This window comes from Serratia sp. root2, from assembly GCF_031931805.1.
Classification (GTDB): domain Bacteria; phylum Pseudomonadota; class Gammaproteobacteria; order Enterobacterales; family Enterobacteriaceae; genus Serratia; species Serratia inhibens.
Genome location: NZ_JAUJXB010000001.1, coordinates 1,008,496 through 1,024,547, shown reverse-complemented (window position 1 = coordinate 1,024,547; position 16,052 = coordinate 1,008,496). Strand labels below are relative to the sequence as shown.

At 55.4% G+C, this 16,052-nt stretch carries 13 protein-coding genes; 9 read left to right on the top strand and 4 right to left on the bottom strand.

What is annotated here, in order from left to right; translation table 11 throughout:
* Window positions 1-566: 566 nt before the first annotated feature.
* A complete protein-coding gene (gene ydgH / locus QZQ97_RS04815; RefSeq protein ID WP_006319620.1) occupies window positions 567-1,517 on the top strand; it encodes a DUF1471 family protein YdgH in 951 nt (316 codons plus the stop codon).
* A gap of 245 nt (window positions 1,518-1,762) precedes the next feature.
* Window positions 1,763-3,154 (top strand): amino acid permease, encoded by a 1,392-nt coding sequence (locus tag QZQ97_RS04810; RefSeq protein ID WP_311992476.1) that lies wholly within the window; start codon window positions 1,763-1,765, stop codon window positions 3,152-3,154.
* Between the two features lie 37 nt (window positions 3,155-3,191).
* Here QZQ97_RS04810 and QZQ97_RS04805 read toward each other — a convergent pair whose 3' ends face one another.
* On the bottom strand, window positions 3,192-3,599 hold the full coding sequence (locus QZQ97_RS04805) for a hypothetical protein (RefSeq protein ID WP_311992475.1): 408 nt from the start codon (window positions 3,597-3,599) through the stop codon (window positions 3,192-3,194).
* A gap of 130 nt (window positions 3,600-3,729) precedes the next feature.
* Between QZQ97_RS04805 and folM the strand changes: the two genes are divergently transcribed.
* The 4 genes from folM to QZQ97_RS04785 all read left to right on the top strand — a co-directional run bounded on the left by folM (window position 3,730) and on the right by QZQ97_RS04785 (window position 8,117).
* A complete protein-coding gene (gene folM, locus QZQ97_RS04800; RefSeq protein ID WP_311992474.1) occupies window positions 3,730-4,452 on the top strand; it encodes a dihydromonapterin reductase in 723 nt (240 codons plus the stop codon).
* Between the two features lie 73 nt (window positions 4,453-4,525).
* Entirely contained in the window at window positions 4,526-5,251 is a 726-nt protein-coding gene (rstA, locus tag QZQ97_RS04795) for a two-component system response regulator RstA (protein WP_004945009.1), read from the top strand.
* Window positions 5,248-6,552 carry a two-component system sensor histidine kinase RstB gene (gene rstB / locus QZQ97_RS04790; RefSeq protein ID WP_311992473.1) on the top strand — a complete coding sequence of 435 codons (1,305 nt, stop codon included), beginning with the start codon at window positions 5,248-5,250 and terminating at the stop codon, window positions 6,550-6,552. The genes rstA and rstB overlap by 4 nt, the downstream gene beginning before the upstream one ends.
* A 65-nt stretch (window positions 6,553-6,617) precedes the next feature.
* Complete coding sequence (locus QZQ97_RS04785) at window positions 6,618-8,117, top strand: carboxypeptidase M32 (RefSeq protein ID WP_311992472.1); 1,500 nt, start codon at window positions 6,618-6,620, stop codon at window positions 8,115-8,117.
* A gap of 172 nt (window positions 8,118-8,289) precedes the next feature.
* On the opposite strand, the gene QZQ97_RS04780 is transcribed toward QZQ97_RS04785, so the two are convergent.
* A complete protein-coding gene (locus tag QZQ97_RS04780; RefSeq protein WP_311992471.1) occupies window positions 8,290-9,195 on the bottom strand; it encodes an alpha/beta fold hydrolase in 906 nt (301 codons plus the stop codon).
* Window positions 9,196-9,381: 186 nt separating this feature from the next.
* Here QZQ97_RS04780 and asr point away from each other — a divergent pair, with 186 nt between their 5' ends.
* Complete coding sequence (gene asr / locus QZQ97_RS04775; protein ID WP_311992470.1) at window positions 9,382-9,675, top strand: acid resistance repetitive basic protein Asr; 294 nt, start codon at window positions 9,382-9,384, stop codon at window positions 9,673-9,675.
* 303 nt (window positions 9,676-9,978) lie between these two features.
* Window positions 9,979-10,800, top strand: a complete 822-nt coding sequence (locus tag QZQ97_RS04770; protein WP_311992469.1) for a trypsin-like serine peptidase — start codon at window positions 9,979-9,981, stop codon at window positions 10,798-10,800.
* A 33-nt stretch (window positions 10,801-10,833) separates the two neighbouring features.
* Here the strand turns inward: QZQ97_RS04770 and hrpA are convergent, their stop codons facing one another.
* Window positions 10,834-14,721 (bottom strand): ATP-dependent RNA helicase HrpA, encoded by a 3,888-nt coding sequence (hrpA, locus tag QZQ97_RS04765; protein ID WP_311992468.1) that lies wholly within the window; start codon window positions 14,719-14,721, stop codon window positions 10,834-10,836.
* Window positions 14,722-14,990: 269 nt separating this feature from the next.
* Here hrpA and azoR point away from each other — a divergent pair, with 269 nt between their 5' ends.
* On the top strand, window positions 14,991-15,596 hold the full coding sequence (azoR, locus tag QZQ97_RS04760; RefSeq protein WP_006319569.1) for an FMN-dependent NADH-azoreductase: 606 nt from the start codon (window positions 14,991-14,993) through the stop codon (window positions 15,594-15,596).
* Window positions 15,597-15,724: 128 nt separating this feature from the next.
* Here the strand turns inward: azoR and QZQ97_RS04755 are convergent, their stop codons facing one another.
* Window positions 15,725-16,048 carry a YdbL family protein gene (locus QZQ97_RS04755; RefSeq protein WP_311992467.1) on the bottom strand — a complete coding sequence of 108 codons (324 nt, stop codon included), beginning with the start codon at window positions 16,046-16,048 and terminating at the stop codon, window positions 15,725-15,727.
* Between the last annotated feature and the right edge of the window lie 4 nt (window positions 16,049-16,052).

Here is a 16,052-nt window from a genome sequence, read left to right as displayed (position 1 = left end):
TTTGATGATGTTTATTATCTTCCTGCCCATAGCAGTAGCGCCGGCTGACATCTAGACCCATCGGCTTTCAAGACTGCGCGTTGGTGGCCGCAATTTGAAAGCAGGAGGCATACTTGTCGGCATCGATTTAAGGCACCATCTATAACCTACTGAAAATAGGGTCGATGATCCATAATTGCTTACGCATTCATGCCCGTTTTTACATAAAAATTCAGACAACGACATGACAAATCGCAATTTTAAGTAAAAAAGCCGTGTGCAACGCCGTTTTTGCTGCAGAATTGTGACGGGCGCTTGCCTGGAGAAATCTGGCCCAGCGCGGACAAAATGAATGAAAGTTATAAAATTGTGAATAATTAACACTTATGCCATCAAAGACTTTATTATTGAAACTTATGGCGATTACACGGCAAATGACGTAAACAATCCTTCATGGGATTTGTCTCATGCGATGACATAAAATGCTGAGACACTTGTCGAGATTACATGTAATAATCGGCGGCTGAATTACCCATAAACAGTTCAGCACGTTATAAACGTTAATGCGCTTGGCGAAAGGATTTTTTATGAAGCTGAAGAACACGATCATCGCATCAGCCTTGTTATCACTCACTGCGCTGTCTGCTCATGCTGCGCTTGAGTTAACTCCTGAAAAAGCAGCGGCGTTGAAGCCGTTTGATCGCATCACTATTACCGGCCGCTTTAATGCCATCAATGAAGCCGTTGATGCCGTATCCCGCCGTGCAGACAAACTGGGCGCAGACTCCTTCTACATCCAGGACAGCAACAACAGCAACAACGGCGGCAACTGGCGCGTCACCGCAGATCTTTATCATAAAGATGCGGCAGAAGTGAGCAAAGAGCCGAAGTACCGCGTCATTAACGGCGTGACCGAATTGCCGAAAGAACAGGCCTTCCTGCTTGAGCCCTACGATACGGTCAGCGTCAGCGGTTTCTACCGCAGCCAGCCGGACATCAACGATGCCATCACCAAAGAAGCGAAAAAGAAAGGCGCAGCCTCGTTCTTTATTGTGCGCCAGGTTGATGCCAATCAGGGCGGCAACCAGTTCATTACCGCTTACATTTATAAAGCCGATGCGCCCAAGCGCGTAGTTCAGAGCCCGGATGCCATTCCTGCCGATTCTGAAGCCGGCAAAGCCGCACTTGCTGCCGGTGGCGCAGCCGCCGCCAATGTTGAAATCCCGGGCGTCGCGTCTTCAGGATCGCCAAGCCGTGACGTAGGCCGTTTCTTTGAAACTCAGTCTTCTACCGGTCAACGCTATACCGTCACGCTGCCGAATGGCACCAAGATCCAGGAAGTGAACAACGTTACCGCCGCACAGATGGTGCCGTTCGATTCCGTGACTTTCACCGGTCACTTCAACAGCATGACGGACATTTCCACCGAAGTGGCGAAGCGTGCCGCGGCGAAAGGTGCCAAGTTCTACCACGTGACTCGTCAGTGGCAGAACAAGAGTGGCGGCAACCTGACCGTGAGCGCCGATCTGTTCAAATAAGCTTCACTTCGCGGTTTACTCTCGGGCAGCCATTGAGCTGCCCGTTTTTTTTGCAACTTACCGCCCCCACCGGTTGAATAATTTTTTGTAAATTCCGCATATTCAATCATTGCATCCGTAACGATCCATCCGTAGAATTTGCGCCTGTTTTTAGGGCTATTGTCTATTTGTTCAGTAATTGTCATTGCGTTGTTACTGCCAAGAAGTTCATTCACAGTTGTTTATTCTGCGCTCAGGATCCGTCATTGGAAAAAAAACTAGGTCTTACCGCGTTAACCGCATTGGTGCTCAGTTCCATGCTGGGTGCCGGGGTTTTCAGCCTGCCGCAAAACATGGCGCAAGTCGCCAGCCCTGCCGCATTGCTGCTGGGTTGGGCAATCACCGGTGTCGGCATCCTGTTTCTCGCTTTCGCCATGCTGTTGCTCACCCGCCTGCGGCCCGACCTGGACGGCGGGATCTTCACCTATGCAAAAGAAGGTTTTGGTGAGCTGGTGGGCTTCTGTTCCGCCTGGGGATATTGGCTATGTGCGGTGATCGCCAACGTCTCTTATTTGGTGATCGTGTTTGCCGCACTGAGCTTGTTTACCGATCGCGGTGGCGATGTCATTTTGGGTGACGGCAATACCTGGCAGGCGCTGTTGGCGGAATCCTTGCTGCTGTGGGTCGTGCATGCGCTGGTGCTGCGCGGGGTGCAAACCGCCGCCAGCATCAACCTGGCGGCAACATTGGCCAAGCTTTTGCCGCTTGGGCTGTTTGCCGTACTGGCAGCCATTGCGTTCAAAATGGACGTATTCACTCTGGATTTTCACGGCGTCGCGCTCGGCAAACCGGTGTGGGAACAGGTTAAAAACACCATGTTGATTACCCTGTGGGTATTTATCGGCGTGGAAGGCGCGGTGGTGGTGTCCGCGCGGGCACGCCATAAAAAAGATGTGGGCCGTGCCACCATGCTGGCGGTGCTTTCCGCGCTGGCGGTTTATCTGCTGGTGACCCTGTTGTCGTTGGGGGTGGTTCCGCGCAGTGAACTGGCCGGGATGCGCAATCCCTCTATGGCAGTGCTGATGGTCGATCTGATTGGCCCCTGGGGGGATGTGATTATCGCCGCCGGCCTGATCGTTTCGGTATGCGGCGCTTATCTGAGCTGGACGATCATGGCCGCTGAAGTGCCGCTGCTGGCCGCACAGCACGGTGCTTTTCCTAAAATATTCCGCAAGCAGAACAAGAATCACGCGCCTTCGGCTTCGCTATGGCTAACCAATATTGCAGTGCAACTCGCTCTGGTGGTGATCTGGCTGACCGGCAGCAACTATAATTCGCTGCTGACTATCGCCTCGGAAATGATTTTGGTGCCTTACTTCCTGGTTGGCGCCTTCTTGTTCAAGGTTGCGTTGCGCCGCCAGGACAAACGGCTGATGTTCGCCGCCACCGGCGCTTGTCTGTATGGCATTTGGCTGTTGTACGCTTCAGGGTTGATGCATCTGTTGATGTCGGTGCTGCTGTATGCACCGGGGTTGCTGGTATTTATCTATGCCAGACGCGGACATGAAGATGTCAAGCTGCTGAATCAGCTAGAGAAAAGTAGCATTTTTCTGTTACTGATGGCCACGGTACCGGCCGGCTGGTTTATGTTGCAGTAGTGAATGGCGGCCGGGTGGAACCACCCGGTCAATTACATTAGGATGCGCGCAGGGTAATGGTCATGCGCTCCTCTACCTGAGAGATGGTAACCCCCTCAATGCACTCCTGCTGAATGGCCGCCAACTGCTGTTGGTCCAGCGCATACGGCAGTTTAATGTCGAACACTGCCAACCCCTGCTGCTGCGCCAGATCGATCAGGCGCACGATATTGGTTTCGTCGCTGACCTGGGTGGAGACCACCTGCAGCGCCAGTTCCTTCAACTGCTCTTTCCGCGTTTGCGAAACGCAAGGCTGAGATTTCAATACCATGCCAAAAAATGGCATCACACCATAGATTGCATCAACAAAGCGCCAGTGCTTCTTGCACGATGCGGACAGAAAATCCATGTAATCAAAACAGATTTTCTCACTGCGCGCGACGGATGCAAGGTGACTGCTGTTCATCCCTTCCTTCCTCTCATTGCCAGTGTATTACATCCTGAAATGGATAATCGATGCGAAGCTTTAACGAATTTCCGACGTATAATGGCATAATTCCCCTATTGTTTGCCAGTCTGTCCAGGAGCTTTAATCAATGGAACAACACAACTCAGCGCCGGTGCTGATCACGGGCGGCGCGCGCCGGATTGGGCTGGCGCTGGCCAGGTCCTTCTTGCAACGCGACATCCCCGTTATCATTGCCTATCGTAGCGATTACCCGGCGCTGAAAGAGCTGAAAGGACTGGGGGCAACTTGCATTCAGGGCGATTTTTCGACCCACGAAGGCATTTACCGCTTTGCCGAACTGGTTCGCCGGGCCGCACCGAAACTGCGTGCAGTGATCCACAACGCCAGCGCCTGGCAGGCCGAGTCCGCGGAGGTGCCACCGGAACAGGTTATGGCGGCGATGCTGCAAATTCACGTTTACACCCCTTATCTGTTGAATCAGTTACTGGAGCCCTGTCTGCTTGGCCAGGGGCAGGCAGGCGCCGATATTATCCATCTGACCGACTATGTAGTGGAAAAAGGCAGCGACAAGCATATCGCTTATGCTGCCAGCAAGGCCGCACTCGACAATATGACCCGCTCTTTCGCCCGGAAACTGGCACCGGAGGTCAAGGTCAACGCCATCGCGCCGGCGTTGATTATTTTCAATCCCGGCGATGATGAGCCTTATCGTCAGCAAGCGCTGGCAAAGTCGTTGATGAAAATCGCTCCGGGTGAAAGTGAAGTGGTCAATCTGGTCAACTATTTGCTGGACAGCCGTTATGTCACCGGCCGCACCCATGGTGTGGACGGAGGGCGGCCCCTGCGCTAGGCAAAGATGTGCATGGCGTATCGCTGAGCCCCGCGTTATGCTGAACTCCGTTATTCTTATAAAACCGCTGAATATGCATAAAATTGTTTTTGTGGAAGACGATCCGGAAGTCGGCAAGCTGATTGCCGCCTATTTGGGCAAGCACGATATTGAAGTGCTGATTGAGCCACGCGGCGACAGCGCGCAAGCTCGCATTGAACAAGAATTGCCGGACCTGGTCCTGCTCGACATTATGCTGCCCGGAAAAGACGGCATGACGCTGTGCCGCGATTTGCGCCCGACCTTTCCTGGGCCGATCGTACTGCTCACGTCACTCGACAGCGATATGAACCATATCCTTTCATTGGAAATGGGTGCCAACGATTACATTCTGAAAACCACGCCGCCGGCGGTTTTACTGGCGCGGCTGCGTTTGCACCTGCGCCAGCATGGCAATCACCCCAAGGAAGAGTCAACGCAACCGATCACCCAGCACAATGCGCTGCACTTCGGGTTGTTATGCATCGATCCGGTCAACCGTCAGGTAACGCTGGGCGAAGAGGTGATCACCCTTTCCACCTCGGATTTCGATCTGCTGTGGGAGCTGGCCACCCACGCCGGGCAGATCATGGACCGCGAGGCGTTGCTGCAAAATTTGCGCGGCGTGAGCTACGACGGCCTTGATCGAAGCATCGACGTGGCGATTTCCCGCCTGCGCCGCAAACTGTACGACAATGCGCTGGAGCCATTCCGTGTCAAAACCGTGCGCAATAAAGGCTACCTGTTCGCCCCGAACGCCTGGGAGTTCGTGCAGCAATGAGAAAGCTTTTCGTGCAGTTCTTCCTGCTGCTGTTCGTCTGCTTTCTGGTGATGGCGATGTTGGTGGGCCTGGTGTACAAGGTCACGGCCGAACGCGCCGGCCGCCAGTCAATGGACGACCTGATGAAAAGCTCGCTGTACCTGATGCGCAGCGAACTGCGGGAAATTCCGTTGAAGGACTGGAACAAGACTATCGCGACGCTGGACTTGAACCTGTCGTTTAAGCTGCACATCGAACCACTCGGCAAACAGGATCTGAGTGAAGATCTGAAAAAACGGTTACGCCTCGGCGAAATTATCGCTCTCGACGATCAATACACCTTTATGCAGCGCATTCCGCGCAGCCATTATGTGTTGGTGGTCGGCCCCATTCCTTATCTGTTCTATTTGCATCAGATGCGGCTGCTGGATCTGGCGCTGCTGGTGTTTATCGGCATGTCGTTGGCGTTACCTGTATTTTTATGGATGCGCCCGCACTGGCAGGATTTGCTCAAGCTGGAGAATGCCGCTCAGCGCCTTGGCGCCGGACATCTGGATGAGCGTACCCATTTCGACCCGACCTCCAGCCTGAACCGTCTGGGGGTGGCATTCAACCAGATGGCGGACAACGTCAATACCCTGATTGCCAGTAAAAAGCAGTTGATAGACGGTATCGCCCATGAATTGCGTACTCCTCTGGTGCGGCTGCGCTATCGGTTGGCAATGAGCGATAACCTTTCCGATAGCGAACAACAGGCGCTAAACCGCGATATCGGCCAGTTGGAATCGCTGATAGACGAGTTGCTGACTTACGCGCGGCTGGATCGTCCGCAGGTGGCGCTGAACATAGAGCCGCTCGATCTGCCCAAGTGGCTGGAAGATAAAGTGGAGGATATGCGCCTGATCCATCCCGAGCGCGAAATTCAGTTGGATATTCCGCATGTCGGGGATTTTGGCGGCGTCGATTTACGGCTGATGGAGCGGGTACTGGATAATCTGGTGAACAATGCCTTGCGCTACAGCGAGCAGCGACTGCGTATCGGCCTGTGGTTTGACGGTGACGGCGCCTGCCTGCAGGTAGAAGACGACGGGCCGGGCATTCCAGCTGAAGAGCGTGAGCGCGTGTTCGAACCCTTCGTGCGTCTCGATCCCAGCCGCGATCGCGCCACCGGCGGCTGCGGACTGGGCCTGGCGATTGTTCATTCTATCGCGGTCGCTTATCAGGGCCAGGTTTACGTAGACGCCAGCTCACTCGGCGGTGCCAGCTTCCGTTTCTGCTGGCCCGTGAAACCCACTTTCAATTTAAAAGCAGACCCGGTGTAACCCCCCATCAGCGCAACTGACGGAACGATCAGGTTATCCGGCTCACAATAACAGGAAGCCAAACAATGACATCTGCACATTCGCCTTCATCCGCCTATCACGAACTGCGCACCATTTTCACCCGGTTGTCGCGCTTCGGCCACCTTTCCGCCATTGCCGGCTGGGATATGCAGACCATGATGCCGCCGGGCGGCAACAGAGCGCGCTCGGAAGCCTTGGCCGAACTGAGCGTGCTGCAGCACCAGATTTTAACGGCGGAAAAAACCGGCCATCTGTTTGAACGTGCTCAGCAGGAAATGCTCGATGGCTTTGACCAGGCCAATTTGCTGGAAATGCGCCGCCAGTACGACAACGCCGTACTGGTGCCGGAGTCGCTGGTTGAGGCTAAATCGCTCGCCGGTGCACGTTGTGAACATGCCTGGCGCGCCCAACGCCCAGCCAACGACTGGGAAGGATTTTCGGAGAACCTGCGTGAAGTGGTCAAACTGACCCGTCAGGAAGCGCAGATCCGCGCTGAAGCGGCAGGTTCCAGCCGCTACGACGCCCTGCTCAACCTGTATGAACCGGGCATGCGCGGCAGCGATATCGACCGCATTTTTGGCGACCTGAAAACCTGGCTGCCCGACCTGCTGCAAAAAGTGGTAGCCAAGCAGGCTCAGGAACCTTGCCTCGTTCCCGAAGGCCCGTTCAAGGTCGATGCCCAACGCCAACTGGGCTTGAGCGTGATGAAACTGCTTGGTTTCAACTTCGACGGTGGCCGTGTTGACGTCAGCGCTCACCCCTTCTGCGGCGGCGTGCCGGAAGATGTGCGTATCACTACCCGCTACAATGAAAAAGAATTCCATACCGCATTGCTCGGGATTATCCACGAAACCGGCCATGCACGTTACGAACAAAACCTGCCGCGTGATTGGCTGGGCCAACCGGTGGCGCAGGCACGTTCTACCGCGATCCACGAATCGCAAAGCCTGCTGTTTGAAATGCAGTTGGCGCGTGGCAGCGATTTCCTGAAAATTCTGCGTCCTTTGATTATCAAGCAGTTCGGTGAGCAACCGGCGCTGGAAGAAACCAACTTCATCCGGCTGAATCAACGCGTTAAACCCGGCCTGATCCGCGTGGATGCGGACGAAGTGAGTTATCCGGCGCATGTGATCCTGCGCTATGAAATAGAGAAAGCCCTGGTCGAAGGCAATATCGAAGTGGAAGACATCCCTGCGCTGTGGAACGAAAAAATGCGCGATTATCTCGGCCTGGACACCGTCGGTAACTACCGCAACGGTTGCATGCAGGATATTCATTGGACCGACGGCGCTTTCGGCTACTTCCCGACTTACACGCTAGGCGCGATGTATGCCGCGCAACTGTTCCACAGCGTACGCGAAGCTCTGCCTTCGCTGAACGATGACATCGCCGAAGGTAACCTGAACCCTCTGTTCCACTGGCTGAAACAGAATATCTGGCATCACGGCAGCCGCTTCTCAACCGATGCGCTGATCACTAACGCGACCGGCGAAGCGTTAAACCCGCGCTATTTCCGTCAGCATCTGGAAAATCGCTACCTGTAACGCTCCCAGGCACGGGTATGCCCGTGCCTTTATCCTCCTGCCCGGCCAATGTCCTTCCATATAGCACAGTTTTTACTTGCGACACCTTTGTTACAGAGTGCCGGTTGGTTATCCTTCATATGTATGTTGTAACTAAAAAACGAAAACCCATCGTATCGCTACGGTGGCAGGGCTACCGCGCCGCGTGTGCGCTGATCATCGCTACCAATTGCGGGCGCAATTGAGGCGGCAGATCGTGGCCCATCCTCGGGATGATCTGCAGCTGCGAATGGGCTATCGCTCTGGCGACGGCAACGCCACCGGCTTTGCGCACCAGGCGATCGGCATTACCGTGGATCACCAGCGTCGGTGCCGTGATCCGGCGGCTGTAACGCCGCAAATCACCACTGCCGAGTAACGCGGATAATTGACGTTGCAGGCCTTCGGCATCCATCCCCCGCTTTAATAACCGCCTTACCAGCGTATCAAGCTCCGCCTCCTCTACCGGATAGGCCGGGCTGCCCAGTGCGCGCAACCCCTCTTTCAGAGACTGGCATTGCTGTTGCGGCGTCGCATTTGCCGGCGGGCGACGCAACAGCAGCTTCAGCAGCGAAGGTGCCGGCGGCGGCAATAAGGGTTGGTTGGTGCTGGAAAACAAAATGGTCAGCGCCTTTACCCGCTGCGGATATTCAGCCGCCAGCACCTGCGCAATCATTCCGCCCATCGATGCGCCCAATACGTGCGCCTGAGCTATTTGCAGGTGATCCAGCAAGTGCACCGCGTCTTTCGCCATGTCTTCAAGCGAATAAGGTACCCGGGTTTGCCAGCCCAACTGAGCCCGTAATATCAATAGCCACAAAGGCTGCGATCTTTTGCCCTGAGTCTTGCCGGACAAGCCTACATCGCGGTTATCGAAGCGAATCACCCGAAAGCCCTTCTCCACCAATGCCCGGCAGAACGCCTCCGGCCACAGCAACATCTGCGCGCCGATGCCCATAATCAACAGCAGCGGCGGATGAGCGATATTGCCCCAGTCTTCATAAGCTATCGGAACTTCACCCTGTTCGGTGAGCCCACGGCGGATGGCGATATCGTTCATTTCCTGTCCCTTTTTAGCGTTGTGGCACCGTGCATTATAGCGGCCGCAGGCTAGCTCCCACGGCTTGTACATTAGGTTACACGCCGAAACCAATCACTCACGGAAAGCATTCCGCCATTTGCCTACTATCTTAACACCGGCCCCGCAGTGGGCTTGATACATGACAAGTAATTTGAGGATTCTTTGATGAAAAAAGTATTAGCTCTGGTTGTTGCCGCTGCAATGGGTCTGTCTTCTGTTGCCTTCGCTGCTGACGCGGCTACCACCACTACCGCACCTGCGGCGACGGCTACCACCACAACTACTGCTGCACCGGCTAAAACCACTCACGTGAAAAAACATCACGCGAAGAAAGCGGCGGTTCAAAAAGCGCAGGCGGCTAAAAAGCATCACAAAGCCACCGCTAAAAAAGCCCCGGCTCAGAAAGCCCAGGCAGCAAAAAAACACCACAAAAAAGCCAGCCATAAAAAAGCTGCGTAACAGCAATCTGATGTGAGGTTCCCCTCACCAAACCAGAATTGATTTGTCCAACACCCGGTTCGCCGGGTGTTTTTTCATCGGGGGTTCTCATCAATGCTGCGCCGCTACTTATTTGAAATCATTCTGATCGCCCTGATCCTGTGTGGGTTGATCGCCACCTTCTTTTATTTGTAGCCGCAGATCCCCCTCGGGTTATAAATTATCGAAAAATCAATCACTGCCCATCCACACAATAGCTAAATCAGTCTATAGTTAGCATTCCGTGTGTTTATGGATAATTCGTATTTGCCAGGCAAGAGACCTATGCGCATAACCGTTTTGCTGTTGCTGTGCTCATTCCCGCTCGCACTCCCCCTCTCAGCACGGGCCGATAGCCCATCCGACACGTCGACGGCTGAGCAAACCCGCTTATTTTTTGGCAAGGATGAACGGATAAAAGTCACAGAAACCGAGGGTTGGCCCTGGCAGGCGATTGGCCAGGTAGAAACTGCCAGCGGCAACTTGTGCACCGCCACGCTGATCTCTCCTCATTTGGCGCTTACTGCCGGCCATTGCGTACTGGCGCCGCCGGGTCAATTGGATAAAGCCATCTCCCTGCGTTTTGTTGTCGGCAATAAAAGCTGGAAATACCAGACCGACAATATCGAAACCTTGGTCGACCGCAAGTTGGGGAAAAAACTCAAGCCTGACGGTGAGGGCTGGATCGTGCCGCCGGCAGCAGCAGCCTATGACTTTGCGCTGATCCGCCTGAAGGATAAAAAATCGCTGCCGATTAAACCTCTGCCATTGTGGCAAGGCGACAGCAAAGCGCTGACTCTGGCGATGAAACAGGCCAAGCGACTGATTACTCAAGCGGGTTACCCGGAAGACCACCTGGACGATCTCTACAGCCACCAGAACTGTAAAGTGACAGGTTGGGCGCAACAGGGAGTGTTGTCGCACCAGTGCGATACCCTGCCCGGAGACAGCGGTTCACCCTTACTGCTGAAAACTGCTGACGGCTGGTCGTTGATCGCCATTCAAAGCTCCGCGCCGGCAGCCAAAGACCGTTACCGTGCCGATAACCGAGCCTTGGCAGTGACCGGCATTCGCGATGCGCTGGACGCCCTGGCAGCAGGAAAATAACAACGGGGGGCAGCATGCTGCCCCTCTCTTTGTTTAAGCTGAAAGCTGCTCGATAGTCTGCAGGATACGCTTGTCCGAAATCGGATAAGGCGTACCGAGTTGCTGGGCGAACAGGCTGACGCGCAGCTCTTCGATCATCCAGCGTACTTCTTTCACTTCGTCATCCTCTCGGCGTTTCGGCGGTAGCTTGTTCAGCCACTGTTGCCAGGCCTGCTGCACCTGATCCACCCGCAGCATCTGTGCGCGGTCGCGGTGCGGATCAATCGCCAGCTTCTCTAGCCGGCGTTCAATCGCCTGCAAATAACGCAGCGTATCGGGCAGGCGCTTCCAGCCATTATTGGTGACGAATCCACGATAAATCAGGCCGCCAAGCTGATTTTTGATATCCGAGAGCGCCAGCGCCAACGACATGTCCACCCGGCCCTTCAACCGCTTGTTGATGTTGAATACCGTGGTCAGGATTTGCTCTACCTGCCTGGCCACCCCCACCACCGTTTCATTCAACTCGCCGCGCACCAACTCCTGCAGGCGCGCGAAGTTATCTTCCTGCCATACCGGCCCGCCATGTTCGGCAATCAGCTTGTCGATGCCGCACGAAATGCAGTCGTCGATCAAATCCAACACCTTGCCATAGGGGTTAAAATACAGCCCAAGCTTGGCTTTGTTGGGCAACTTTTCATGCAGATACTTGATCGGAGAAGGAATATTCAGCAACAACAGGCGGCGCGTACCCTGCCACATCGCGTGTTGCTGCTCTTGCTCACTGTCGAACAGGCGGATCGCCACGCTGTCTTTTTCATCCACCAGCGCCGGGTAGGCTTTCATCGAGTAGCCGCCGCGTTTCTGCTCATAAAACTCGGGCAATTTGCCGAAACTCCAGATATGCAAATTGCTTTGTTCCAGCCCGTCATCCGCCACCGCCGACAGCGTCTCCTGCACTTTATCCTTCAGTTGCAGCTTCAGCGCCGTCAGATCTTTACCTTCGAGCAAGGTTTTGTGATTTTCACCGACGATCCGGAAAGTCATTTTAAGATGATCGGGCACCTGATCCCAATGCCAGTCGTCACGTGACACCGTCACTCCTGTCATGCGCCGCAATTCCCGCTCCAGCGCATCCAGCAGCGGCAGCTCCAGCGCGGTCACCCGCCCGAGGAAAGCCTCGGCGTAGTTCGGCGCCGGGACAAAGTTACGGCGAACCGGCTTCGGCAGCGACTTGATCAGCGCAATCACCAGTTCGCGGCGAATACCCGGGATCTGCCATTCAAAGCCCTGATCTTCAATCTGGTTGAGAATAGGCAGAGGAATGTGCACCGTGACGCCATCGGCGTCGGTGCCCGGTTCGAACTGATAAGTCAGACGTAGCTTGAGATTGCCCTGGTGCCAGGTATTCGGGTAGTCCAGCGCGCTGATTTTGTTGGCGCCGTCCTTGATCAGCATCTCTTTTTCAAAGCTGAGCAGATCCGGCTTTTGTTTACCGGCCGTTTTCCACCAGTTGTCAAAATGACGCCCGGACACAATATCGCTCGGTATGTGCTGGTCGTAGAAACTGAACAGGGTTTCGTCGTCCACCAAAATGTCACGGCGACGCGATTTGTGTTCCAGCTCTTCCACTTCGGCGCGCAGCTTCAGGTTGGCGCTGAAGAACGCATGCCGCGTCTGCCAGTCACCTTCCACCAGTGCATGGCGGATAAACAGCTCACGGCACAGCAGCGGATCAATAGTGCTGTAATTGACGGGTCGCGCAGCGACAATCGGCAGCCCAAACAGCGTCACTTTTTCATTGGCCATCACCGCGCCCTGGGATTTCGACCAGTGCGGCTCGCTGTAACTGTGTTTCACCAGGTGCTGGGCCAGCGGCTCAATCCACTCGGGCTCGATGCGCGCGGCGATACGGCCCCACAAGCGGCTGGTTTCCACCAGTTCGGCCACCATCGTCCACTTCGGCGGCTTCTTGAACAAACCTGAGCCGGGGAAGATCGAGAACCGGGCATTGCGGGCACCGGTGAACTCTTGCTTGTCGGCATCCTTCTGGCCAATGTGCGACAACAACCCGGTGAGCAATGCGGTATGCACGCTGCGGTAATCGGAAGGCTCGCTGTTAACCGGCAGCCCCAGCTCTTTCACCACCTGGCGCAGCTGGGTGTAGATGTCCTGCCATTCGCGCACCCGCAGATAGTTAAGGAAATCATTGCGGCACAGCCGACGGAACTGGCTGGAGGAGTGCTCTTTTTGCTGCTCTTTCAGGTAGTCCCACAGGTTAACGTAGGCCAGGAAGTCCGAGTCTTTGTCGGCGAAGCGGCGGTGTTTCTCGTCCGACGCCTGCTGTTTGTCCATCGGCCGCTCTCGCGGATCCTGGATCGACAACGCGGCAGTGATAATCATCACTTCACGCACGCTGCCGCTCTTTTGCGCCTCCAGCACCATGCGCGCCAGGCGCGGATCGATAGGCAACTGCGCCAATTGGCGGCCCTGCGGGGTGAGTTGGTAATGGCCATTTTCGGCCGTTTTTATCGCACCGAGCTCCTCCAACAGGCGCACGCCGTCCAGAATATTGCGCTTGTCCGGCGCTTCGACAAACGGGAATGCGGCGATATCGCCCAGCCCAAGCGACGTCATCTGCAAGATAACCGACGCCAGGTTGGTGCGCAGGATCTCCGGATCGGTGAACTCCGGTCGCGACAGGAAATCCTGTTCGGAGTACAGGCGAATACAGATGCCGTCCGACACGCGGCCACAGCGACCTTTACGCTGGTTGGCAGAGGCCTGTGATACCGGCTCGATCGGCAGACGCTGAACCTTGGTGCGGAAACTGTAGCGGCTGATGCGTGCGGTACCCGGATCGATGACGTACTTGATGCCCGGCACCGTCAGCGAGGTTTCCGCCACGTTGGTCGCCAGCACAATGCGACGGCCGTGGTGTGACTGGAACACCCGGTTCTGTTCGCTGTTCGATAAACGCGCATACAGCGGCAACACCTCGGTGTGCGGCAGGTTAAGGCGGTTCAGCGCGTCGGCGGTATCGCGGATTTCCCGCTCGCCGCTCATAAAGATCAGGATATCCCCCGGCCCTTCGCGCCCGAGTTCATCTACCGCGTCGAAAATCGCCTGCAGCTGATCGCGATCGGTATCCTCGGCGTCATCCACCACCGGGCGATAACGCACCTCGACCGGATAAGTGCGGCCGGAAACTTCGATAATCGGCGCGTTGTTGAAGTGACGCGAAAACCGCTGCGGATCGATGGTCGCCGAAGTGATGATGACTTTCAGATCCGGGCGCTTCGGCAGCAGCTCTCGCAGATAGCCGAGGATAAAGTCGATGTTCAGGCTACGCTCGTGCGCTTCATCGATAATCAGCGTGTCGTACTGCATCAACAACCGATCCTGCTGGATTTCCGCCAACAGGATGCCGTCGGTCATCAGCTTGACCAGCGTATTTTCACCGACCTGATCGTTAAAGCGCACCTTGTAACCGACGCTGCCTCCGAGCGGCGTTTCCAGTTCATCGGCAATGCGGTTTGCTACAGTGCGCGCCGCCAGACGCCGTGGCTGGGTATGCCCGATCAGCCCCTTCACCCCACGCCCCAACTCCAGGCAGATCTTCGGCAACTGGGTGGTTTTCCCCGAACCGGTTTCCCCGGCGACAATCACCACCTGATGGTCACGGATCGCGTTCAGAATATCCTGCTTTTTCTGGCTGACCGGCAGGTTTTCCGGATAGGTGATTGTCGGGCAAGAGGCAGCGCGCGCCTGCACTTTCTGCAACGCCGCCGCAATGTCACTTTCTACTTCAGCGGCGACCGCCATCTGAGCATCGGGATTTTTGATTTTTCGTGCGCCCTGCAACCGACGTTGCAGGCGTTGTTGATCACGGAGCATCAGTTCGCCCAGTTGGGCAGAGGATGCCGCGAGCGGAGATTTCACGTTCGGTATTCCTTGTCTCATCGCTGCCGTATCAAGGTTTAGCAACGGTTTAATTATGTATTAGCACGTTTTCAGCTTTAGCCGCTCAGAGTATCACAAGCCGCTTTTTCCCCATAATCCATCTGCTTAGGCAGTCTTAGATCATTCAATAAAATCGAACAAAGATCTCGAAATATTGCGCTATCACTGTTGGGTGAATGTGAATAAAGTGTACTGCATGCAAGGGACACGTTGTCCTGATGTCACTGTCATAACGTAAGGAATTACCGATGAGCAAAGTATTGGTTCTCAAATCAAGCATCCTGGCGGGTTATTCTCAGTCTAACCAACTGGCCGATTTCTTCGTAGAACAGTGGGCCAATACCCACGGCAACGACACCATCACCGTCCGCGATCTGGCCGCACAGCCAATCCCGGTGCTTGACGGCGAGCTGGTTGGCGCGCTGCGCCCTTCCGATACGCCACTGACGCCACGTCAGCAAGAAGCGCTGGCGCTGTCAGACGAACTGATTGCCGAGCTGCAGGCCAATGACACCATCGTTATGGCTGCGCCGATGTATAACTTCAACATCCCGACCCAGTTGAAAAACTATTTCGACCTGATTGCCCGTGCCGGCGTAACTTTCCGTTATACCGAAAACGGCCCGGAAGGCCTGGTGAAAGGCAAACGCGCCATCATCCTGACCAGCCGCGGCGGCATTCACAAAGGCACCGCAACCGACCTGGTTGAACCTTATCTGCGTCTGTTCCTGGGCTTCATCGGCATTACCGACGTTGAGTTTGTGTTCGCCGAAGGTATCGCCTACGGTCCGGACGTCGCAACCAAAGCGCAGGCCGATGCCAAAGCCGTACTGGCGCAGGTTGTTGCCGCCTGATGCTTATCGCAGGGGCAATATGCCCCTGCCGAACCACACAGGTCTGCGTTAACGCCTGTCAAAGTTGTTCTGCCCTCAAAATAATTCCAGATCTTTATCGCGATTGCGCGCCAAACGGCGCGCTTTTTTTATTTCTTCAACCACTGGCCATTAATGCCGCGCACATACTCCCCCGCAGGCGCTCGCGTCACCAGCTTCTGCCCGGCCATGCGCGCCACTTCATCAATGGCGATATGGTTGCCGTCCGCCACTTCCTGATATTTTAGGGTACGCCCGGCGTTAATGTTTTTCACCAGCGTCAGGGTTTCGGCGTCCTGTTTGACCGGCGCAATATAGCCGCTGAGCGTCTCGCCCACGCGCCCTTGCTGTTTGGCCTCATCAAGCGTCAGCGCCATCGCCATACCGCTGAATAACCAGATTGCCCCCATCAAGCCTGAATAACGTTTTTTCATTTTT